Source organism: Mucilaginibacter paludis DSM 18603 (genome assembly GCF_000166195.2).
Lineage (GTDB): Bacteria > Bacteroidota > Bacteroidia > Sphingobacteriales > Sphingobacteriaceae > Mucilaginibacter > Mucilaginibacter paludis.
This window is the reverse complement of record NZ_CM001403.1, coordinates 6,457,806-6,479,468: the sequence shown is the minus strand read 5'-3', so window position 1 is coordinate 6,479,468 and position 21,663 is coordinate 6,457,806. Positions and strand designations below refer to the sequence as shown.

The following is a 21,663-nucleotide window of genomic DNA, read 5'->3' as shown; positions in this document are numbered from 1 at the left end:
ATGGGCTATCGACTTTTTACCATGGACTATGGTCTATCGACCATGGACTACCCATGTGCCATCGACTTTTTACCATGGTCTATGGTCTATCGACCATGGACCACTCATGGGCCATCGACTTTTTACCATGGACTATGGTCTATCGACCATGGACTACCCATGTGCCATCGACTTTTTACCATGGTCTATGGTCTATCGACCATGGACTACCACCTCCCCCCTCAAAAATAAAGTTCATCCGCTACTTTAAAAGTATTGCAGTGCGCTTCTACAATATCTTTAATTTGCGGTGAGTAACCGCCGCCCATACTTACCTGGACGGGGATTCTATTTTGCATGCATTGCTCAAAAACAAAACGGTCGCGGGCTTTGCAGGCCTCTTTGCTCAGGGCGAGTTTGCCTAATTTATCACTTTCTAAAACATCAACTCCGGCCAGGTAAAATATAAAATCGGGCTTTTGCTGTTCGATTAATTGGGGAAGGGTATTTTTGAGGAGGCTTAAAAACTGATCATCCGAAGTACCATCGGGCAAGGGTAAGTCCAGGTCTGATTTTTCCTTACGGGATGGGAAATTGTTGGCGCCATGCATCGAGAAAGTGAATACACGGCTTTCGTTTTCAAAGATCTGCGCCGTGCCGTTCCCCTGATGTACATCTAAATCGACAATTAAAACGGAGGTTGCTAATTTTTCTGCCAGCAGATAGTTGGCAGCAATGGCCTGATCGTTCAGCATACAAAAACCCTCGCCCCAATTGCTACCCGCATGATGCGTTCCTCCGGCTACATTAAAGGCGACACCATGTTCAAAGGCAAAATAACAGCCGTCAATAGTACCTTTAGCAATCCGCACTTCCCGCTCCACTAAACGGGCAGATAAGGGAAAACCGATACGCCTTTGCTCTTTAGCAGACAAGGTTAAATCGCGAAGTTGCTCCCAATAATCTTTTTGGTGACTGAGCAGGATAGTAGCTTCATCAACAGCATCCGGCGAAAATAAATTATCGCTGGTGATAACCCCTTCGTGCAATAGCTGCTGCGGTATCAGTTCATACTTCAGCATCGGAAAACGGTGCCCCTCGGGAAGCGGATGTGCATAAATTGGATGGTAAGCTATTTTCAGCATAAAGCTTTTTTAAACAACGTGTTTTCAAACACAAACAAAATACATCATATCCCCGGTAAAAAATCGATATTAAACCAGATGCCCGGTTAAATTTAAGGTTACTTTTGCCCCTTGTGAATGTATTCAAATCCTGCTCGACAATAGTTGTCGGTGGGGACACCGACAAGGGGAGTAAGGACAAAATGACAACGGAATGCGCTTGCAGAAGCCGCCTCACCCGTTGTCGGTGTCCCCACCGACAATAATGCAAAACATGCGCAAAGATACTTGTCGGTGGGGACACCGACAAGGAGAGAGGGTGGGGATGTCGACAAGGGCAAGAAGGTTACTCTGCAAAAAACTGAGTGACGCTCCCAGCCAAAAGCTTTCCGGCTAAATAAACATCTTCAAACGAATTGTATAAGGGTATCGGGCTCAGGCGGATCACATCCGGCTCGCGCCAGTCGCCCAAAACACCGCCTTCAACCAGTTGATCAAATATCGCTTTACCGTTATCACAGACAATGGATAGCTGGCAGCCGCGCTCATTTTCATTTTTAGGGGTGATGATTTTAAACAACTGCTTTTGATGCGCCGTGTTGATCCCTTCTATCAGATATTCCAGGTAGCCGGTAAGCAATTTGCTCTTTTTACGAAGTGGCTCAATGTAACCAGCTTTTTCAAACACATTTAAAGACGCTTTATGGGCCGCCATTAAGAGCAACGGACTGCAACTCACTTGCCAACCTTCCGCGCCTTCCTGAGGCTTAAAACCAGGCTTCATTTCAAAACGCTTATCCTCCCTGTATCCCCACCATCCGGCAAAACGGTTCAGCTCCTTATTTCCAAAATGTTTTTCGTGAATAAAAGCACCGCTGATGCCGCCCGGACTTGAGTTCATGTACTTGTAAGAGCACCAACAGGCAAAGTCGACCTGCCAGTGATGGAGCTGTAGCGGAACGTTGCCTGCGGCGTGTGCCAAATCAAAACCTGCGTATGCCCCAACCTGGTGCGCCGCCTGGGTAATCTGCTCCAGGTCATAAAACTGCCCGGTATAATAATTAATCCCACCAAACAGCACCAGGGCCAAGTCATCTGCATGATCATGAATCGTCCTGATGATATCCTCAGTCCGCAAGGTATCTTCTCCCGCCCGCGGAAATACTTCGATAATGGCGTCGTCAGGTTGATAGCCATGAAAATGTACCTGGCTCTCGATGGCGTACTGGTCTGAAGGGAAGGCACCGCCCTCCATCAGTATTTTATATTTTTTTGCTGTGGGCCTGTAAAAGCTAACCAGTAAAAAATGAAGATTTACGGTGAGGGTATTCATGGCTACTACCTCGGTATTCAGGGCACCCACTATGGCCGCTAAAGGTTCTGTTAATTTTTTGTGGTAATGCATCCAGGGGCTATCCCCTTCAAACCAACCTTCAACGGCTAAGCTACCCCAGTTGCTTAACTGCTCAGCAATTACGCCGGCAGTAGCTTTGGGCTGCAAGCCAAGTGAATTACCGCAGAGGTAAATCATATCCCGACCGTGATGCTGGGGGATGATAAATTCGTTTCTAAAACCGGCAAGATTATCTTGCTCATCTAATTCGCGTGCAAAGGCTAAAGTATTTTGATAATTCATTGCCCCAATGATACGAAATTAGGATATTCTGCAAAAATGGATTACGCCATGTAGCATACCGGGGTATGCAATTTGCAGCTTAATTGGTACGGCCTGATAGCTAACCAGAGATCAGCTACCTACCTCCCCGACCAATTACTTATTGGGTTTGCTTACGTAAGGATTGCCCTTTACAAACAAGCGGTAAGGTAACAAGGCATCTTCGGCGGCGTAACTTACGCCAACTCTGGGCACGGCTTTGATCTCATCGTTGCTAAAGGATAGCCCGCGGTCTTCAATCCAGATCACGTCGCCCTGTAAATCAAAACCGTTTATTTTGCGGGATATGCCGAGGGCTTTAGCAACCGAGCCTGGCCCGGCTGTGATATTGGGCTTGAGCATCGGCATATCGCGCCTCAACAGCATTTCTTCAATACCATCGGTAGGTACAATAGCGCGGATGAGCACCGCGTGGGGCTTGCCTTCGCCTGAGGTTACGATGTTAAACATTTCGTGAATGCCGTAACACAGGTAAACGTAACTGACGCCGCCATGCATAAACATGGTTTCGGTACGTGGCGTCCGCCTGTTGCCGTAGGCATGCGATGCTTTATCGATAACCCCATTGTAAGCTTCGGCCTCAACAATATAGCCACCGGTGACCATACCGTCAATTTTAGTGAACAGGTACTTGCCCAACAAATTGCGGGTGATGGCTAACACATCGCCATGGGTATAAAAATCGACAGGCAATTTCATGATTGCAGGATCCCCCTGATTAAGCCGCTAATCTCAGCCGCGCGTACGTACACCATCAGGTGATCACCTTTGGGTACAACAATGGCGTCTTTAATTTTGCGTTGGTGAAATACCAGGTCGGCTTCGCCGATAATATGATTGATTTTTGATGAAACCGGATTGCCGCTCCAATCCAATACGGCGTGCATGGCCCAGGTTAAAAATTCCGCGTCGGAATCTTTGAGCATCGAACTAAAAATCTGCCCACCTTCGCTACCCGGCCGCTGCCCAAAAACAGGCATCAACACCAGGCCGATTGTCTTAGCCAATTTACCCGATACCAACACCTGAGCAGCCCGGCTTCTGAAAAATTTAAAATACCGGGGAGCCTCATGCGCCGACTTAATGCTTGAGATGATAATGGCATGCTTTAACTGCACCTGCCTGGCCACCTCCACGGTAAGCATGCCGCCCAGAGATACGCCGATAACGCTCGATTGAGGCACGATGCCAAACTCTCTGATCAGCCTTGCTGCATAAGTGGCTAAGGTATCGTGCGGGCCCGGCTTTATCCAGGGTATGGCCACCACATCAAACCCGGAAAGATCCAGCTTACTGAAGAGCCGCTCATCGGCACCCAAGCCGGAAATTAAAAACAATTTAGACATGGAATTTGATTAGCCTTACCACCCGTTCAAGATACAGCGCATCCGTCTGGTCAAATTGATCAAGTTCCTCGCTGTCCACATCTAATACCCCTACCACCTGATCTTGATCATAGAGCGGCACCACAATCTCCGACCGCGACAGGGAACTGCAAGCGATATGTCCGGGAAAAGCATCCACATCAGGCACCACCAAAGTTTGGGCTTGTTGCCAGGCTGCCCCGCAAACGCCCTTGCCTTTGGCTATCCGGGTACAAGCCACCGGGCCCTGAAATGGCCCTAAAACCAGCTCGCCGTTTTTAACCAGGTAAAACCCCACCCAAAACCATTTGAACTGCTCCTTTAAAGCCGCGCAAACATTAGCCAGGTTAGCTACCAGGTCGGCCTCGCCCTGAAGCAGGGCTTCAATTTGAGGGATGAGTGATTGATATTGCTCCGCTTTGGTAGCGGAAGTAAGGATGGTTAAATCGTCTGCCATAAAACAAAAATAAGAAAATGCTTCAATGTGCAGATGTGAGAATGTGCAGATGAGTAAATGGAGAAAAATGTGAGAATGTTAGAATGGGCAGATGAGATAATGTGAGGGGGATGTGCTAAATAGAGAAGATGAGCGAATGTGCAGGTGTGCAGATATGCAAAAAATGAGAGGAGGTTGGGCCAGTGCGAAAATTTGCAGCTGGGAATATGGCAGGTCGGAGATTCAGCGCCCACTTTACCCATTGATAAAAATTTGCACATCTACCATTTGTACATATGCGCATTTACAAATCTGCACATCGAACAGATTTGCACATTGAAAGCATTTATCAACAAACACAAGCTTATCCGCTTTTAATTTTTTACTTAGCTTTTAATGATAGTTAGTTTAACCATTATCCGTTACCGAAAGGCGCTTGTGCCAGCTGCCTTGATGGCCATGGCCTTGCACCGCCTGCCGATGTTTTTTTGCCGGGGATGCACCTTTTGGAAATTATTAGGTTGCGGACATAATGGCACATTTGACCTGCAACCTGATTGGCAACAATGGGGGCTATTAGCAGTATGGAACGAGCGAGAAGACTTTGATCACTTTTATAAAAAATCATTCGTATCCAGTTGGTGGCGGATGCTTGCTTACGAGCAATGGACAGTACTTTGCGAGCCCCTGCAAAGCCACGGAAAATGGGACGGACAAGAGCCATTCGGGACACCGAATACCACCGGTTACAACGGGCCCATAGCTGTGCTTACCCGAGCAACTATTCATTTGAACAAGGTAAAAAATTTCTGGTCGAACGTGGACGACGCTGCCGAATTATTAACCAGCTCGCCAGGCTATATCACTTCGATCGGTATCGGTGAGGCGCCGGTCTATAAGCAGGCAACTTTCTCTATCTGGGAGAATTTAGAGGCAGTAAAAAACTATGCTTACCGCTCGCCAAAACATGCTGAAGTGATCAAAAAAACGCGAGAAGAAAACTGGTACAAAGAGGAGCTATTCGCCCGGTTTAAACCCGTGGAAACATGGGGAACCATCAACGGCAAAAATCTATTGAAAGACATCGTTAAATAAATTTAATAACATGAGAATAATTGCAGAACTACCGCATCCCGAATTTAAAATATCAATTATGTCGATGAACCAAAAATTCATCATCAAACTGGAACAAGGTTCGCTTGAACAAATTTATAAGATACCGGAAATGGACTTAACCGACGGAGTGAATAGCGTATTTGAGTTGCTGGACGATGCGTTTTTAAAGACTGTGGGCGAACGGTTTCTAACGATGAGAAGGGACTTTAAAGACAGCTTTTACAGGTATAACTATTAGTTTATTAATAAAACGACAACTAACTAATTATCAATAAATTAAACACAAAAAAACAACCAAACAAAATTAAATTTGGCTACAATCAAGTTCTACACACCACCACTCCTTTAAATCTCATTAATTTATTTAAGTAAAATAATATAATTTTCTGATTATCAATTAAATATAAAACCGTACCAAATATAATTTTGCGCTTAAAAACGACCTAAAACGCATCCTTCAGTACTATTCGTACCTATTTAAACAAGTTACTTGATTAGCTAAAGCTACTAAATATATCCCTTTAAAAAGCAAGATGATCGTAGGTGATAAGGCTCAATAAATAAATGGCCGCTGGGGTTAATATTTAAGCGGCTCCTTACTCCAATTTTTATATTTTGTATACTATTTCCAGAAACAATAGCCTCCCACCCCCAGCCTTAGCATACCGTTAGAAAAACCAATAAAGAGGAGGTTAACACGACAATCAAAGAAAAATTTCTGGCTTTAAAAAAATCAGGTCATATAAAACGACTATGAATTTCCATTTAAATATTGAGTTTTATGGCCCGAAAAAAACTGCCAACGTGTACAACAATCAGGATAGCTTGAATTAAGTATGAAAGATTTCTCCTGCTTTTTAAGAACGAAAATTTGCAGTTTAACTACGTTGTAAGCCGATTTTAAATAGCTAAAAAATATCGTTCAGGCCAAGGTCACCTTTATAAAAATGGAGGTCAAGGGTTATTATTTTTAAATAATTAGCCAAACTTGAGTAGCATATTGCACCCATAAAACAATGCTAAAAAGAATGTAAATTAGAATTTATTTCTGATGAAAGATTTTAAAAAAAATTAAATGTCTTTTTTTTCAACTTGTTATCTATGATAAAATAATTACTTTACAAAACCAAAATCAATTTTTATTAATAAAAAGAAACATCAAATAAGCAGTTAAATCTTGAAATAAAAGTAAAATAAAAGTAAAATAGCATGATAGAAAATGTAAATCATATCACCAAAAATTATATTTTTTTACGATAACTAAATAAAAAAAAACACATCATGAAACATGACAAAATAGCATTTATTTTTTAATTAATTAAAATGAATTCATTTGATAAATCAAAATTAAACACCAAAAAAAGCATGGTTTTAAAAGCCAAATTTTTAATAAATATAGTTTTTAGTTAGCAAATTTTATTTTTTTAAACGTCTCCATCTTACCCAAAGATCGTATATCTGTAAAGACATCATCCAAATTTTATCCACATTTAAGTGAGTTAAAATCAGATTAGATAACAAAATTTATTTCTGGTTTAATTGAATTAATTTCAATTTTATCGCATAATAACAACTTAAATTAAGCCTAAAATCAAATTTAGATTATTTACAAATGAATACATGAGTACCTATTATACGCTTATGTATAAGGGATAAAAAAACACAACCACAACTACTCTGTTTAAATCTTTGGATATATAATTGGATAATTTAAAGAGCATTTATTCCATTTAAATTGATACTTAGGTATGTGATCGGACATAAAAAAGGCCGCGTCACCTGCTTAGTGACCGGCCTCAAATTTTTATAATACCCCCTACTGAACCTTGCTACTTTAGTTATATTTTAATCCAAGTTTATGATTAGTGTAGTCAAGCATATACTCGTTGTTCAGAAAGTACTCAAGGCTAATGATGGATACGTTACTTCCAGATGATGATGGATTTTCAACGTAGGTTAAGTTTTCGGTAGCACTTACGCTGTAACTATAATTAAAATTAAAAGTTGTTGTTATGGATACCGCTGTGCTGGTAGGTAGCAAAGTCATGGTACTGGCTGCTGTTTTATCTTCCAGATAAGTGTATGGCTCGGTGCCTGTATCGAATACGGTGTACGCCGACGATACCGATTTACTACCGTAAGTAAAGCCTGCTGGTACAGTAACTGAATAGCCGTAACCGGCATATTGACTAAGCGTGTGCATGGTGAAGCCGGAAGAAGAGCTAAGGTCTGACGAGGTAAGCCCAAGTGTAAGTACATCTGCCACAAAGGTGCCATTTAACGAAAAATTATTTGTTCCTAAGGCAGCCATTTTAAAGCCCTTAGTCAGGCCGGTTCCAGGGTCAAAATAACTAAACGGACTGGTTATATAGGCGCCATTATTAAACGTTACATCATATTCGGAATTAACGCCAAAAATATCGAACGTGCCTGTACTCTCCATCTTGCCGGCACTATTGGTACCCTTATAGTATAAAAAGAAAGGCAACCGTTTTACGGTAATACTGCCGCCGTGATCGCCAACGGTTACTGATGCATAAGCCAGATTTCCGTATACTGTTTCTAAAGTACTTTTATCGGCTCCATACTGAATTGTTGAGGTTTGATTGGTTATAGTAATGCCATTAACTACTGTAGAATCACCGGTAAAATTGAACCCTGTACTTGTGATCATGGATGCAGGCAGAATTTCGTGCGCATCAATCACCATACCTCCAGACCCGGTATCAAATATCAAGTACTGGTTTACCGTTTGAGTACCTATTTTAGGAACAGCAATAAAAAGCAATTTGTAAATAGATGAGTCGGCCTCATACAGGCCAATTTTGGTAGGTGTAGCGGTGGTTACAGTTGGTGTTACCGAACCGCCCGAACTATCCTTTTTACAGGAAGGCAATGCAAATAATACACAAAGGCTTAGGATTGCCGAAGAATAGCGGATATTTTTTTTCATAAGTAATATTTACAGTAATTTATGTACGTGCTTACGGTAGCGCCCCAATATCTATTGGATTAGTTAATGGCGACATCGTTGCGGGAAGGCCTCTTATCGATTCAAAAACTTCCGAAACGGGGCGTTAAATACAACTTGTTTAGCATTATTGTTTATGGTGATGGTGGCTAATGCGGTGTCTTTTGAAATGAACGGCCCGGTTGCGGATCATCTGTGCAAAAAGGGCATTGCAACTAAAGGATAATAGGAGTACGACTGATGTTAATTTAAAAATTTTCATAAATATGGTTGGTTTAACAAGTACAAGTTTAGCTTAAATAAAGCGATTTCGTTTCGGGTATATAGAAATTCGCATTTTAATCTCTACATACAAAATAAAGTTGTGTAAATGAAAACGAGATGAAGTAAAACGATAATACCCATCTCCATTGTACGTTGGTTGCTGCTAAACTGCCAATGAAAGCGTATCCAAACCAGGTGGTATCATAAAGTCCCACTGAAGCGCCTCGATATATGATATAAATTTACCCATTCAGGCCACCCAATTTGCTCCCATCACCTATCCGGCATAATTTAGTTTGCTGATTATTTATTCTGTTTTTTGCCCCAACATTTTAACAACCTCCATGTTTTTTGTATCTAAAACAAGGTTCACCGGCTTCTGTAACGCTGTTGAAAAGGCACGGTAATAACACAGGTTCAGTATCCGCTTACCGAATTGAATATTCTTTAACTCATCGGCATAGGTTTTGAAAAACAAATAATTGATAAACGAAGAAGGATCGTTACGGTTTAAATTAAAATCGGCGCTAATAGCGCTCAGAAAAAACTGACCGCTGATAAACTTAATACCACCGCTTTGCTTATCAACAGCAACCAGAAATAAGTGTCCCGGGTTAATACCTGATAGCGTCATCATAATCTTATCCTTATTCTGAAACTGCATACCATTCATCGTAATACGGTAAACATCGTAAGTATTGATAGGATAAACTAAGTCGGTTTTTTCAATCACCATCCCCATACGGGCGTCCGCATCGGGTAACACACTCTCATAAAAAAAATGATCTGTTGCCGAAAACGGTCTATCACCAGCATTGGCTAACACATGTTTAATTTGGTAAGCAGCGATATTTTTATAAACCTTATTGTAAATGAAGGTATCGATATGGTTCAGATCATCAAATTGGGCGTATGCGTATTGACCAATAAAGAGCAATAAAAACAGAGCCGCATTTTTTTTCATAATTAAACTTCCATCTCTGGTAAATTTAATAATTAAGAGGTTAATAATCAATAGCAAATTCAATTTTCAGCTGCTGTGTCCTCTTGATTGACTAACTTATAAACGCACCGCAGATACATCTCAACCTGCTTGTAATTACAATACTGCTATTTTTATCATGACCTTTATTCAAAAATTGCTTAAAGATCCCACCTAAACCCTCCCGGCGCCTCACCGGAGGGCATTTGGCGGGGCTTTGGTATGCACAAGCGCTGGTAAATTAACATCACGCCGTTAAAATCTTAGTGCACAGCGCATATCAAAACCCGACGTTAAAAGTTAAAAGGCAGCTTTATTTTGAGTAAACGGCATTAATTCCTGATATAAATTGACCGGGCGTTTCGTTAGGAAAGCCGTCCCAGGTTTTCACAACCTTTCCATTTTCGTCTACCAATAATGTGTATGGAAATTTGCCCTCTGGGTTATATTGATCGGCTAAAGCTTCGTTCAATTTTGTTTGTTCCTTGCTCAATTGATTTTTCTTCTGCCGAGGAAAATCGGCCCTGACCAGCACCAGGTGATCTGCAGCATAGCTTTCAAATTCGGCTGTTGCCAATATCTCTTTACGTAAGCGGATGCAGGGTCCGCACAAGTCAGACCCTGAAAAATTAATCAATATCAGCTTATGTTTTTGAGATGCTTCCTTTTTTGCTTCGTTAAAGTCTCCCAGCCAGGTAACAGAAGGGGCAATGATTAATAAACAGATAATAGATAATACCTTCATAAAAACTATTGATCAATATTTTATTTAAAACTAAAACTGGCCGATATGACATCAGAGGCCAGGCCGGTAGTTTGCGAGTAATGGCCGTACCGTATTTCCATATCGTGCAGATTTTGCCACCCTAAAACACCCTTGGGGGGCGCTATCCGGATACCGGCCCCAAAAAAGCTGCTCTGAAATTTAGAATAGGCGTAATTGCTGGTATAATACTCCTCGCTTACGGTATGTACGCCATAAGGAGCAAAATATTTTGCCGCCGACTGGGTATAATACCGGTAGAAAGGCGATATAGAAAAGAACGGCGATATTTTATAAGGCACTTCCAGATTAATCGTATTGGAATTAGTGCCCCAATTATCAGTATAATAACGATAATAAGAGCGGATGATCAAATTATCACCCATAAAATAATTGAGCCTGAAACCTAAAGGCAATTTAAACCTCGACGAGGGTAAATGCTCGATGGTATCTTTCCCAGTGGTGAAATAAACCCGGTGAAAAGGCAGGCTCAGATAACCATCCTGGCCAACTACATCCAACAGAAACATCATTTGCAACCTCGAATTGATCATCTGCGAGTAAGACAGCGAAGCTGTATAGGTATTACGCGGACTTGAGGGGATGCTCGCTTCGGAACTGCCGCCCGAACTGCTGCTGCCGCTTGCGCTGGTTACAATTGTTGTTGTAGTGGATACTGTAGTTTTTGGAACAAACTCGGATGGGTAAATCAGCGTTACCTGGTCAAAATACCCCTGTAGCTTGGCATTGAATTCGCCGTTTTTGCTGGGGGTTTTCAATGAGAAATGAACATCCGCGCCAAACGATTTATAATTGTATTCGGTAGAATAATAGGTACCTATCCCAAAACTATTGCCGGTATGTGCTTTTTCAATAGTCCAATCAAACGATGGGTAAATGCGGCTGCCCCCGGTTTTAGAAGCCCCGGTGGTTGATACAAAAGCAGCCGAAGCCGATGTATGATGATCAACACCAAGAGCCGCCGAAATGGTATTTTTATTATTGTTATTGCCAAACCAAACCAATTTAAGCTCTATCCCGTTAGCAAAATCAGTTACCTTTTCGGTACCTATACCACCCGTAATAGGCGAGTGGTTGCCATCCTGCGTATAATAGCTGGACACGATGTTAACCTCATCCAAACGTAAACGCCGGGGATCGTAATCGCTACTATCCTGAACGGGAGTATATAAACTAACTACCGGCCTGGTAAAAGCGGTATCCCTGCTGGTATTTTTCAATTGGGCCTGAGTACTTAAACGGCAAATAAAAGTAAACCCGATAACAGATAAATATATCTTTTTCATTTACCTGTAATTAATTGCAACCGCAGCCACCACCAGTTTTACCGCCGTTAGCACCAGAAGCACTTTCGCGGTAAGATTGAAAATTCATTTCATTTTTTTCAACCCTACGGTTGCCTAATACCATTTCAGAGTCGTTAAGCCGGCTCTTTTGGTATTCTTTCAGATGCGTACACGACGTAACTCCTAAAGCTAATATCATACAGGCCAATAGTTTAATCACTTGCTTTTTCATTCAGGGGGTTATTTTATGTTAATGTTTTTAGACGTGTATAGTCTGTTATCGTCGTCAATAATTACAGCCTCTATGCCATTAATCTGGTTAACCATATCAAGGCCGGCGTTAATCCCCATAATCATTACCGGTGTAGCCATGGCGTCGGCAATCTCCGCATTGGTTGTAATAATGGTTACACTTTTAATACCGGTAACGGGCAGGCCTGTACGGGGGCTGATGGTATGCGAATATTTTTTACCGCCAATCATCACAAATTTTTCGTAGTTACCAGATGTGGCTACCGCCATATCAGTAATGTTCATGTATGAAAATATATCGTGTGATGAATCTGGATTTGCTATACCCAAAGTCCATTTTTTTCCATCAGGCTGTACGCCCCAGGTAGTTAAATCGCCGGAGGCATTTACCACACCGCTTATAACACCCTGTTGTTGCATAATTTGCTTTGCGCGTTCTGCTGCATACCCCTTCCCTATCCCACCAAAACCTATCCGCATTCCGGCTTCACGTAAAAAAACCGAGCATTCGTGCTCATTGAGAATGATATTTTTAAAATTGATTAACCGCACCATTTTTTGCGCGGTATCCCTGTCGGGAAGAGAAGTCATCTTTTGATCAAAGTTCCACAACCGTTTGTCGATGGATCCATAGGTAATATCGAAGGCTCCCTGGGTGAGTTCGGATATGCGAATGGAACGCCGGATAAGGCCGAAGGTTTCGGCGCTTACCTTAACCGGAGCAATCCCGGCCTGCTGGTTAATTTGATTGGTTTCACTATCGTCGCTAAATGTAGTGAGCAACTTTTCTATCCGTTTTATTTCGTTGATACCGGCCTCTATCCTATCGTTGGCCCAACTTTCATTATCGGCAACAACACTCAGCTCAAAATGGTTACCCATCAGTTTACAGCTTCGTTTAAAAATAAGGCGGCCTGGCATCATTGTTCTATTAGGGATTGCTTACAAATAATCTATCATAACGATTATTTGCTTACATAACAATATTACACTTAGATTATGAAGATAAGATGAAATTAAAGCTATTTACACCGCTATCAATCACGTTATTATAAGCCTTCTTTCTTCGTGATTCCTAATTTTTTGTAAGCTCTAAAAAATGTATATTTTTAGGGCTGGTATGGAAGAAAAAAACAACAAGAAAACGATTTGGGCGTGGTGCATGTTCGACTGGGCCAATCAATCGTATAATATGGTTATTACCTCAACTATATTTCCGGCTTATTTCGTAGCTGTTACCGCGAATGCCAAAACGCACGACATGGTTTCGTTTTTCGGGCATCAATATGTTAACACGGTGCTGTCAAACTACATATTAGGCTTGTCTTACCTCATTGTAGTTGCAATTCTGCCCATCCTTACTTCAATTGCCGATTATCGTGGCAACAAAAAACTTTACTTGCAATTATTTACCTGGTTGGGCAGCCTGGCCTGTGCAGGCCTCTACTTTTTTAAACCCGGAAGTGCGCTTGAAATACCCATGATCTGTTTTGGCTTGGCTTCCATTGGCTACTGCGGTGGCTTTGTTTTTTACAATTCGTACCTGCCGCAAATAGCCACCGTTGACCAACAGGACGCCGTAAGCGCCAAAGGCTTTATTTATGGTTATGTAGGCAGTATAGTGGTGCAATTAATTTGTTTCCTGGTGGTTTTAAAGCCCGAATATTTTGGCATTAAGGATGATTCGTTACCGGCGCGCATATCGTTCCTGATTGTATTTTTTTGGTGGATTGGGTTTAGCTTTATAGCTTTCAAATTATTGCCTAAAGGCGTACCCAATGCCGGATCACATAATTACAACGTATTTACCGGAGGGTTTAAAGAACTGGCCAAAGTGTTCGGTAAAATCAGGAAGATGCCTTTGTTGAAACGTTTTCTTTCTGCTTTCTTTTTCTATTCGGTAGGTGTACAAACCATTTTGCTGGTTGCCGCCAACTTTGCCGCCAAGGAGCTACACATGCCCGATGACTCGCTGATCTCGATCATCCTTGTTATACAGGTTGTTGCCGTGCCAGGCGCCATGATAACGGCCGCGGCATCTTCAAAATATGGTAATGCCAAAACCCTGGCAGGCCTGGTCGCTGTTTGGACATCACTTTGCTTAACTTTTTATTTTATTTCCAGTTCGCAACAATTTTATGTTGCTGCGGTAATTGTTGGTGTGGTAATGGGCGGCGTTCAGTCATTATCGCGATCCACCTATTCAAAATATCTTCCCGAAAACATTCCGGATACAGCATCTTATTTCAGTTTTTACGATGTTACCGAAAAACTTTCTATTGTGGTGGGGTTGTTTTGCTTTGGATATGTAGAATCACTCACCCATGAAATGCGCGATTCGGCACTGGCGCTTGATTGCTTTTTCGCTGTAGGTCTGGTGCTACTGATCGCGCTTGTGATTGCCGAGAATAAAACAGCAAGGGTTGCTGCTTCTATAAAAGGCTAAGAATTTTTATCAATAGAAGCCAAAGGCTGCCAAATTAAAAGCCAAAAAACAATGGTATGATCGGGGCTTCTTACCATCAAAAAGCTAAATGTAATGCAGTACTTTTCGATACAATTCATCGGGTAAAAAGGGCTTAACCATAATGTCATCTATCCCTGCCTCCTTCACCTTTAGCTGTATCTCGCCTGGCAGATTAGCGGTTAGCGCAATAATGGGGATGCTTATACCTTGTGCCCTGATATTCCGGGCAGATTCATAACCATCCATTACAGGCATATGTAAATCCATTAATACCAATTGATGTTTACTAATATCCAGTTTATTCAGGGCTTCCAAACCATTGGCAGCTACATCAATATCTGCGCCCCAGCGTTGCAAAAACTTTTGGGCTACCAGCACATTCATCGGGTTATCTTCAACCAATAAAATATGTATGCCGGTAAAAGGCTTGTTATCTTCTTTGGGCAAATTATCCTCTTTTTTTAGCTGCTCAACAGTTTTTATACTTTTCAAGAATGTTTGAATAAAGTAAAAAGTAGATCCTTTACCCTCTTCGCTTTCCAGTTGCAAGGTTGAATTCTGGAGCTCTAAAATCCGTTTAGAGATGGCTAAACCTAAACCTGTTCCGCCAAATCCCCTGGAGGTGGATGAATCAGCCTGGGTGAATCTTTCAAAAATCAGCTTTTGCTTGTCTTTTGAAATGCCGATGCCGGTATCTTTCACCCAAATACTTAAAGTAACGTCATGTTCGGTTTGGCCTTTTACAGTTATGCCCACTTCTACTCCCCCGGCCTGGGTAAACTTAATGGCATTATGTACCAGGTTACTTATCACCTGGAATAAACGGGTAGGGTCGCCGATTACTTTGTTGTTCAGGGCGCTGTCTACCTGCAATTTAAGTCCTATGCCCTTGTCGTTGGCCGAATTTTGTAAACCTGCTACGATGTTGCCTGCAATGGAGGCAATATCCATCTCGGTATGTTCAAATACAATTTTTCCGGCTTCTATTTTATTATAGTCTAAAATATCGTTCACAATGGCCAGCAAATTGTTAGCGGAGAAGAGCATCACGTCCAGGTGCTCCACCTGGTCGGGCCGTGGATTGGTTTTGAGCAGCAAATGGCTCATGCCTATCACAGAGTTTAGCGGCGTTCTGATCTCGTGGCTCATTGTACTTAAAAACTCACTTTTAGCCTTAAGCCCCTGCTCCGCCTGGGCCCTGGCCCGCTTAAGTGCGAACGAAACCCGATGCGACAAAATTAACGACTGTAAAAAGAAAAAGCTTACATAGCCCGCAAAGTTGAGCAGTTGCAAAGGCCCGATGATAGCCCAATAGTGAAACAACGAAATGCTGAATACCACCATTAACGAAAAAGAACTTGCCAGGGCATACCCTGAGCCCGGCCGCTTGTTTCTATAGGCCTTGATATAGACGTACGGTATAAAAACGAGGCAGAAAACAGTTACTATTAAAAACGGATTAATTAATTGTGTAAAGTAAAGCGGCGGCAAAACTGCCGAAGCTGCACTAAACAAAAAGCAAATTGAGCCTATAACATACACAATGGGCTTATAGATGTCTCGTGGATATAAATAAAGAGTATATAACCCAAATAAACCAATGCCTGCAAACAGGCTAATGTATTCCAGCCTGATGGTAACGTACCAGCTGATATCGGGCAAAATGGTATGCAACTCATAATTATTAACCCCTATAATGCGGTAACTGTAAACAATGGAATACAAAGAGAATAACAGGATGGCTTTATCCCGGTTACCGAAGATGTACAGCCCCAGAAAAAACAGCCCTCCCATAAATAAGCAGCCTGTTAAAAGCAAGTCGATGGCCTCAGACCGGCGACGGCTAAGATCGATCATTCTTCGTTCGCCAATAACAATAGACTTGCTTATGCCACCTTTGCTATGTACAAAATTGGCAATTTGAAGCACAACTTTCAGTGTATCCACTCCCGTAGGTACATCAACGATGTTATTCTGCCAATGAGCCTCAAAACCTTCCGGAGTATTACTAACTCTGCCGTCTTCGGCTACCATTTTACCATTAAGATACAAACGATAGGCACAATAAGCATCAGGAACTGATAAACTCAAAGGTGGAGTTTTTGACGGCAACAATACTGTTAACTGATAAGTGGCATATCCAAAAGATGGCAAAGTTTCGCCCCGTAAACTAAAGCCGTTCCATTTAAAAGGGAAATCAACTATACAGGCATTATGCTTTGTTGTATCGTTGGGATTGATTAATTGATGCCAATAAAAACACCATTGCCCATCGAGCGGTATTTTTTCAAAGAAGGACTGCCTGCGCAAATCTACTACGCCTTTTTTTGCTAAGGGCTGCGTGTTGGCGAAACCAACAGCCGTTAAACAACAAAAAAGTAATAAAAAAGCATAAAGAGACTTCCCGATCTTCATTTAAAATAAGATAAACAAATAAATATCATCAACCGGTTATGTTGATAAACGCCATATTTGCCGCGATAAATATAAGCTAATAAAAAAGTATTTTACAGCTGTCATATCCTGGAGTTGAAGGCCTATATCGCCGTTTACAGCAATCGAGACCTATCTAAGTCGTGTGCTAAACAAGCTAAACACCTTTCAAAACTGACAAGTTTGCCGATATGTCAGCCTGTAGACACCTGTCATCGATGAAGTTAAGTGCCAAATATTTCAAATGTCATACCAAATGACAAATTGACAAATATTTTTTTTTGCTGCTTTTTTGATGAATTTTAAACCGATTAAGATATTTATAATTCAATAATTACCTCACCTGCATAATTTAAGTTTCTATCAGCGGAAAGAAATGCCAATTTCAACATATTCCCTTACTTATAAGTATGTGTTTGAAATTAAATCCGTTTTTTAAAATCAATATTTACACTTTTCTATTCAACTATATCTCTTTTGTTTTTGTTGATTCAGATACATCGATTATCTATTTTTTTGTTGTTGTTTTTTAGATTAAAAACCATCGTTTTCCAGGTGATTTCCAATCGATTACAAATAAAAAAATCAGGCTTTTTTTGTACTTCATAACCTCATTTTACTATGGCACGTAATGTGTGCGCATCTACGAAAGAAAGATGAATATCATCATTCTGAAGACCTTTAAAGTTTAGTTATTAATTATTTAAAAATCACAATTATGTTAGTTGTATTAGAAATTGTTTTATTGATCTCTGCTATTTTGTTACCATTGTTTGCTCCAGAAAGAGCCTAATTACAGAGTATAATTTATATTTGACGGGCAGCCTTTGGGCCGCCCTTTTTTTTGGACTTAACGCGGCCACATCATGTATTTATTCTTGCTTTTAAAACATTATTGTTTCACTTTGGATCGAATTTGCAAGCTTAATTTTAAATTTTTAACCAGCCAGTAATACTCATCCTCGGCTTATTGGCGAGCAATACTTCGTGTGTTAGTTCTGCACTCTTAAAAAAAACTCCTTTTTTGTTTACAGGGCTAATGCTTTGCAAACCTTTTTGATGATGTATGCACAGTTCGCCTCCATCACTATTTTTCCAGCCAGCATTCAAATACATAATCATGGAGTATTGCCTGCTCCCGTTATTCTGAAACTGATCAAGGTGTTTTGTATAAAAGCTCCCCTCCTCGTACAAGGCATAATGAAATTCGTAACCGGTAATACCGGCATAACAGGTACGGTTTAAATAGCTTACAAAGCTGTCCATCAAATCAAAAAAGTTATTTTCGTGGGGGTCGTTATGCTTCCTGTCGAGCCAATAAATTTTGTCGCTTCTAACCAGGGTATCGTGCGACACGTTGGTATCATTGCCTGTACCTGCAGCATTCATTAAGTTTGCCTGGTACAAGGTCTTTAAATTATTTTTGAGGTGCCCGGCGAGGTCATCAGTTAAAAAATTTTCGGCTATACCAACCTCATCCGCAATAAAGCTATCTATCAGTGTATTAAAAATCTCCTCTAACTCACCCAACCGATCCGAAGCCATGTTGGTGAAGGTAGTTTATTTAAATGGCAATAAACAAGAGTACTCGTTTATTAATAGTGATCCAACAATTATGACAATTCAAATGGGGGGACAGTCGCTTTTTCTTATCTTGTGGCAACAAAACAGATTCTAACTACGGATTTACTTTGTTTATATTGTATCAATTATGCCATACATTACGCGTACTGAAGTAGCGCTAAGCAAAACCAAACTATCCCTATCGCTTTTAGGCTGTGTTGCATTTGTTGCTATCGGCATATGGTTGTTTTCAGCTGCACCAAGCATAGCCGCCTATCCAATTATCTTTTGCCAGGCCCTGGGTATCATCAGTATAGTTTTCTTCGGGTTTATAGGTGTGTTCATAGCCCGTAAACTCCAGGATAACAAGCCGGGACTTATCATTGACGAGGAAGGGATTACTGATAATTCAAGCGCTGTAGCCGGTGGCTCAATTGTATGGCGGGACATTAAAGATATTTATGTAATTGAAATTGGACGGCAAAAACTCATGATGATTGAGGTGGTGAATCCTGAAAAATACATTGAGCGCCAAGCCCACTACCTTACAAAAAAAGCTATGTTGTATAACCTTAACCGCTACAATACACCGTTGAGTATCACTGCCAACGGCCTCAAATGCGACTTTGAGGATTTATACCGTTTAATTAAGGATAACCTGGAAATTTATCTTAACCATGAGGATATACGATGAATATTTTTGCAGAAACAGAGCCGCTGATATTACGCGAATTACTACCCACCGACGAAGCTGGCCTATTTGAATTGGACTCCGACCCTGAAGTGCATCGTTATTTAGGGCGAAATCCACTAACCAATATACAGCAAAGCCGAGATGTGATCGCTTTTATACGCCAGCAATACATTAACAACGGTATTGGCCGTTGGGCGGTGATAGAAAAAACCACTGGCAATTTTATAGGCTGGTGTGGGCTTAAGCTCACAACCGAGATGGTGAATAACCACATCAATTTTTACGATATAGGCTACCGCTTTATTAAGCGTTACTGGGGCAAAGGCTATGCCACCGAGAGCGCCTTAGCCGCCCTGAATTATGGCTTTGTTCAACTTCAGTTAAACGAAATTTACGGTATGGCAGATATCGGCAACGCGTCGTCAAACCACGTGCTACAAAAGATAGGGCTCAAATTTGTAAACACTTTTGATTACGATGGCGATCAATGCAACTGGTATCAAAGCACGCCGCTTACTCTACTTTAAAACTAACGCCTCAAAGTCATTTCCGTTACCAGGCGGGGCAACGCCATTCCGTTAAGATTTTGCATGCAAAGAAGCTAAGTCGCAAAGTTTTTATGTCTTGTTTCTTAGCGTCTTGGCACCTTTGCAGGCTTATTTTATAATTTTCATAAGCAATCAAACCCTTAACTTCACGAGATTGGAGCCGGGGGGCTCATGCTCATAAATGCCATCACTCTTAAAAACTCCTCGTGTAAAGGTGCTTGTATTTGCAACTGCTCACCGGTTACCGGGTGCGTAAAGGATAGTTGCGTTGCATGGAGCAGCATGGTTTCCATTCCCCAGCGCTCTTTAAATAATTTATTTTGCTTATTGCAGCCATGTGTCCGGTCGCCTATGATGGGATGGAATATATGGCTGAAATGCTTGCGTAACTGGTGCATACGGCCCGTTTCGGGTTGTGCTTCTATCAGCGAGTAGCGCGAGGTGGGATGGTTACCCAAAGGCACCTTCAGTTCGGCGCGTGCAAGGGTTTTATAGCGGGTAAAAGCATCTTGCAAAGTACCGTTCTCTTTACGCAACGGGTAATCAATTTCCTGTTCATCAGGCGTATGCCCTCTAACAAGGGCAAGATATTTTTTCTTCACAGCATTTTCCATAAACTGGGTTTGCATCAGTTTCTCTGTTTCCTTATCCAGGGCAAACAACAATACCCCACCCGTTTTACGGTCAAGCCGGTGAGCCGGAAAAACATGGCGATTCAGTTGGTCGCGCAATATTTGCAGGGCAAACTCGGTTACATCATGTGCAATGGACGACCGGTGCACCAGTAATCCGTGTGGTTTATTGATGGCCACCAAATAATCGTCGTGGTAAATAATATCAAGAATGGGCATTACCCGCGAAGGTAAGCATGCTCAACGGAAATAATCAAAACTTGCCGGTTTAATTGCATTAACTAACCGAATATTGGTCCACCGTACTAAAAGCCGGGCTTAGCCGTTAATATCCCAAAAACTTATTCAAAGGCACAGGGCCGATATATGCGCCTCCATACCTATATTAGCGTTAAAATTAATCAGTTAAATAGCTACAAGTCCCTTATCATGAAAAAAATCTTACTTTCAGTATTACTTCTGGCCTCTATCAACCTCGCTACGCAGGCGCAGGCCATCCCGTCCTTCGCATTTGGCTTAAAGGGCGGCTTAAATCTTTCTAAATTTTCAACCAATAACACTTTAAGCAGCGATAACCAGGCAGGTTACCTTGCCGGCGTATGGGCACGCGTTGGCGCGCTGGGATTCAACTTCCAGCCCGAATTATACTATAGCAGCAAAATAGCTACAGTAACCAGCGGCGGCGAAACTAACACCGTTAAATTAAACAGTATTGATGTGCCTTTACTTTTTGGCATGAAGGTAGGCACCCTTGGTATTGGAGGTAGGTTTTATACCGGTCCGGTGGCTTCGTTCATCATTAATAAAGATCAAAGCTTTGGCAATGCCGTTGGCAACGTTGCCAAATTGAACTTTAAAGACCAAAATCACGCCTGGCAATTTGGTGCCGGTGCCGATTTTACCAAATTCTCGGTTGATCTGAGGTACGAGCTGGGTTTAACCAACCTCAACGGCTATGATCAAAAATTGAACTTGTTTACCTTAACAGCCGCCTACACTATATTTTAAGCAGGCATACGGCCTTTTTAAAACAAGGCTGAAATGCAAGGAAAAAGCCGCGTAAATAACATTACGCGGCTTTTTCCTTGTCACA

General features: G+C 41.6%; 20 protein-coding genes. 6 read left to right on the top strand and 14 right to left on the bottom strand.

The window, feature by feature from the left end:
• Positions 1-221 precede the first annotated feature (221 nt).
• From MUCPA_RS27180 to MUCPA_RS27160, 5 genes are all read right to left on the bottom strand, one after another.
• Positions 222-1,124, bottom strand: a complete 903-nt coding sequence (locus MUCPA_RS27180; protein ID WP_008510842.1) for a histone deacetylase family protein — start codon at positions 1,122-1,124, stop codon at positions 222-224.
• 325 nt (positions 1,125-1,449) lie between these two features.
• Positions 1,450-2,739 carry a kynureninase gene (gene kynU, locus MUCPA_RS27175; protein ID WP_008510840.1) on the bottom strand — a complete coding sequence of 430 codons (1,290 nt, stop codon included), beginning with the start codon at positions 2,737-2,739 and terminating at the stop codon, positions 1,450-1,452.
• A 135-nt stretch (positions 2,740-2,874) separates the two neighbouring features.
• On the bottom strand, positions 2,875-3,477 hold the full coding sequence (locus MUCPA_RS27170) for a DNA-3-methyladenine glycosylase (protein WP_008510838.1): 603 nt from the start codon (positions 3,475-3,477) through the stop codon (positions 2,875-2,877).
• The gene (locus MUCPA_RS27165; RefSeq protein WP_008510836.1) at positions 3,474-4,124 is read right to left on the bottom strand and encodes an alpha/beta fold hydrolase; all 651 of its coding nucleotides are present in this window, start codon (positions 4,122-4,124) and stop codon (positions 3,474-3,476) included. The genes MUCPA_RS27170 and MUCPA_RS27165 overlap by 4 nt, the downstream gene beginning before the upstream one ends.
• Positions 4,117-4,599 (bottom strand): GAF domain-containing protein, encoded by a 483-nt coding sequence (locus tag MUCPA_RS27160; RefSeq protein ID WP_008510835.1) that lies wholly within the window; start codon positions 4,597-4,599, stop codon positions 4,117-4,119. The genes MUCPA_RS27165 and MUCPA_RS27160 overlap by 8 nt, the downstream gene beginning before the upstream one ends.
• Before the next feature lie 375 nt (positions 4,600-4,974).
• Between MUCPA_RS27160 and MUCPA_RS27155 the strand changes: the two genes are divergently transcribed.
• Complete coding sequence (locus tag MUCPA_RS27155; RefSeq protein WP_008510834.1) at positions 4,975-5,673, top strand: DUF3291 domain-containing protein; 699 nt, start codon at positions 4,975-4,977, stop codon at positions 5,671-5,673.
• Between the two features lie 10 nt (positions 5,674-5,683).
• Complete coding sequence (locus MUCPA_RS27150) at positions 5,684-5,932, top strand: hypothetical protein (protein ID WP_008510832.1); 249 nt, start codon at positions 5,684-5,686, stop codon at positions 5,930-5,932.
• 1,596 nt (positions 5,933-7,528) lie between these two features.
• On the opposite strand, the gene MUCPA_RS27145 is transcribed toward MUCPA_RS27150, so the two are convergent.
• The 6 genes from MUCPA_RS27145 to MUCPA_RS27120 all read right to left on the bottom strand — a co-directional run bounded on the left by MUCPA_RS27145 (position 7,529) and on the right by MUCPA_RS27120 (position 13,115).
• Positions 7,529-8,647 carry a pepsin/retropepsin-like aspartic protease family protein gene (locus MUCPA_RS27145; RefSeq protein WP_008510830.1) on the bottom strand — a complete coding sequence of 373 codons (1,119 nt, stop codon included), beginning with the start codon at positions 8,645-8,647 and terminating at the stop codon, positions 7,529-7,531.
• Between the two features lie 589 nt (positions 8,648-9,236).
• Positions 9,237-9,893, bottom strand: a complete 657-nt coding sequence (locus MUCPA_RS27140; protein ID WP_008510828.1) for a hypothetical protein — start codon at positions 9,891-9,893, stop codon at positions 9,237-9,239.
• A gap of 331 nt (positions 9,894-10,224) precedes the next feature.
• Positions 10,225-10,656 carry a thioredoxin family protein gene (locus tag MUCPA_RS27135; protein ID WP_008510826.1) on the bottom strand — a complete coding sequence of 144 codons (432 nt, stop codon included), beginning with the start codon at positions 10,654-10,656 and terminating at the stop codon, positions 10,225-10,227.
• 20 nt (positions 10,657-10,676) lie between these two features.
• Positions 10,677-11,981, bottom strand: coding sequence for a DUF3570 domain-containing protein (locus MUCPA_RS27130; RefSeq protein WP_008510824.1), 1,305 nt, complete (start codon positions 11,979-11,981; stop codon positions 10,677-10,679).
• Positions 11,982-11,991: 10 nt separating this feature from the next.
• Positions 11,992-12,213 carry a DUF4266 domain-containing protein gene (locus MUCPA_RS27125; RefSeq protein WP_008510822.1) on the bottom strand — a complete coding sequence of 74 codons (222 nt, stop codon included), beginning with the start codon at positions 12,211-12,213 and terminating at the stop codon, positions 11,992-11,994.
• An 8-nt stretch (positions 12,214-12,221) separates the two neighbouring features.
• A complete protein-coding gene (locus MUCPA_RS27120) occupies positions 12,222-13,115 on the bottom strand; it encodes an FAD:protein FMN transferase (protein WP_217220336.1) in 894 nt (297 codons plus the stop codon).
• 238 nt (positions 13,116-13,353) lie between these two features.
• On the opposite strand from MUCPA_RS27120, the gene MUCPA_RS27115 reads away from it, so the two are divergent.
• A complete protein-coding gene (locus MUCPA_RS27115) occupies positions 13,354-14,679 on the top strand; it encodes an MFS transporter (protein WP_008510819.1) in 1,326 nt (441 codons plus the stop codon).
• 84 nt (positions 14,680-14,763) lie between these two features.
• On the opposite strand, the gene MUCPA_RS27110 is transcribed toward MUCPA_RS27115, so the two are convergent.
• Together MUCPA_RS27110 and MUCPA_RS27105 are read right to left on the bottom strand one after the other, a co-directional pair.
• Entirely contained in the window at positions 14,764-17,115 is a 2,352-nt protein-coding gene (locus MUCPA_RS27110; RefSeq protein WP_008510817.1) for an ATP-binding protein, read from the bottom strand.
• 948 nt (positions 17,116-18,063) lie between these two features.
• Positions 18,064-18,678 carry a 2OG-Fe(II) oxygenase gene (locus MUCPA_RS27105; protein WP_008510815.1) on the bottom strand — a complete coding sequence of 205 codons (615 nt, stop codon included), beginning with the start codon at positions 18,676-18,678 and terminating at the stop codon, positions 18,064-18,066.
• 166 nt (positions 18,679-18,844) lie between these two features.
• Here MUCPA_RS27105 and MUCPA_RS27100 point away from each other — a divergent pair, with 166 nt between their 5' ends.
• Both MUCPA_RS27100 and MUCPA_RS27095 read left to right on the top strand, forming a co-directional pair.
• The gene (locus MUCPA_RS27100) at positions 18,845-19,390 is read left to right on the top strand and encodes an STM3941 family protein (protein ID WP_008510813.1); all 546 of its coding nucleotides are present in this window, start codon (positions 18,845-18,847) and stop codon (positions 19,388-19,390) included.
• The gene (locus tag MUCPA_RS27095; RefSeq protein WP_008510812.1) at positions 19,387-19,917 is read left to right on the top strand and encodes a GNAT family N-acetyltransferase; all 531 of its coding nucleotides are present in this window, start codon (positions 19,387-19,389) and stop codon (positions 19,915-19,917) included. Before MUCPA_RS27100 ends, MUCPA_RS27095 begins: the two co-directional genes overlap by 4 nt.
• Before the next feature lie 167 nt (positions 19,918-20,084).
• Here the strand turns inward: MUCPA_RS27095 and MUCPA_RS27090 are convergent, their stop codons facing one another.
• Positions 20,085-20,783, bottom strand: a complete 699-nt coding sequence (locus MUCPA_RS27090) for a pseudouridine synthase (RefSeq protein WP_040628157.1) — start codon at positions 20,781-20,783, stop codon at positions 20,085-20,087.
• Between the two features lie 216 nt (positions 20,784-20,999).
• Between MUCPA_RS27090 and MUCPA_RS27085 the strand changes: the two genes are divergently transcribed.
• Entirely contained in the window at positions 21,000-21,578 is a 579-nt protein-coding gene (locus MUCPA_RS27085; RefSeq protein ID WP_040626514.1) for a porin family protein, read from the top strand.
• Positions 21,579-21,663 lie beyond the last annotated feature (85 nt).

Coding starts and splice junctions, on each gene's coding strand:
- MUCPA_RS27180 (WP_008510842.1), bottom strand. CDS start 1,124: ATGCTGAAAATAGCTTACCATCCAATTTATGCACATCCGCTTCCCGAG.
- kynU (WP_008510840.1), bottom strand. CDS start 2,739: ATGAATTATCAAAATACTTTAGCCTTTGCACGCGAATTAGATGAGCAA.
- MUCPA_RS27170 (WP_008510838.1), bottom strand. CDS start 3,477: ATGAAATTGCCTGTCGATTTTTATACCCATGGCGATGTGTTAGCCATC.
- MUCPA_RS27165 (WP_008510836.1), bottom strand. CDS start 4,124: ATGTCTAAATTGTTTTTAATTTCCGGCTTGGGTGCCGATGAGCGGCTC.
- MUCPA_RS27160 (WP_008510835.1), bottom strand. CDS start 4,599: ATGGCAGACGATTTAACCATCCTTACTTCCGCTACCAAAGCGGAGCAA.
- MUCPA_RS27155 (WP_008510834.1), top strand. CDS start 4,975: ATGATAGTTAGTTTAACCATTATCCGTTACCGAAAGGCGCTTGTGCCA.
- MUCPA_RS27150 (WP_008510832.1), top strand. CDS start 5,684: ATGAGAATAATTGCAGAACTACCGCATCCCGAATTTAAAATATCAATT.
- MUCPA_RS27145 (WP_008510830.1), bottom strand. CDS start 8,647: ATGAAAAAAAATATCCGCTATTCTTCGGCAATCCTAAGCCTTTGTGTA.
- MUCPA_RS27140 (WP_008510828.1), bottom strand. CDS start 9,893: ATGAAAAAAAATGCGGCTCTGTTTTTATTGCTCTTTATTGGTCAATAC.
- MUCPA_RS27135 (WP_008510826.1), bottom strand. CDS start 10,656: ATGAAGGTATTATCTATTATCTGTTTATTAATCATTGCCCCTTCTGTT.
- MUCPA_RS27130 (WP_008510824.1), bottom strand. CDS start 11,981: ATGAAAAAGATATATTTATCTGTTATCGGGTTTACTTTTATTTGCCGT.
- MUCPA_RS27125 (WP_008510822.1), bottom strand. CDS start 12,213: ATGAAAAAGCAAGTGATTAAACTATTGGCCTGTATGATATTAGCTTTA.
- MUCPA_RS27120 (WP_217220336.1), bottom strand. CDS start 13,115: ATGGGTAACCATTTTGAGCTGAGTGTTGTTGCCGATAATGAAAGTTGG.
- MUCPA_RS27115 (WP_008510819.1), top strand. CDS start 13,354: ATGGAAGAAAAAAACAACAAGAAAACGATTTGGGCGTGGTGCATGTTC.
- MUCPA_RS27110 (WP_008510817.1), bottom strand. CDS start 17,115: ATGAAGATCGGGAAGTCTCTTTATGCTTTTTTATTACTTTTTTGTTGT.
- MUCPA_RS27105 (WP_008510815.1), bottom strand. CDS start 18,678: ATGGCTTCGGATCGGTTGGGTGAGTTAGAGGAGATTTTTAATACACTG.
- MUCPA_RS27100 (WP_008510813.1), top strand. CDS start 18,845: ATGCCATACATTACGCGTACTGAAGTAGCGCTAAGCAAAACCAAACTA.
- MUCPA_RS27095 (WP_008510812.1), top strand. CDS start 19,387: ATGAATATTTTTGCAGAAACAGAGCCGCTGATATTACGCGAATTACTA.
- MUCPA_RS27085 (WP_040626514.1), top strand. CDS start 21,000: ATGAAAAAAATCTTACTTTCAGTATTACTTCTGGCCTCTATCAACCTC.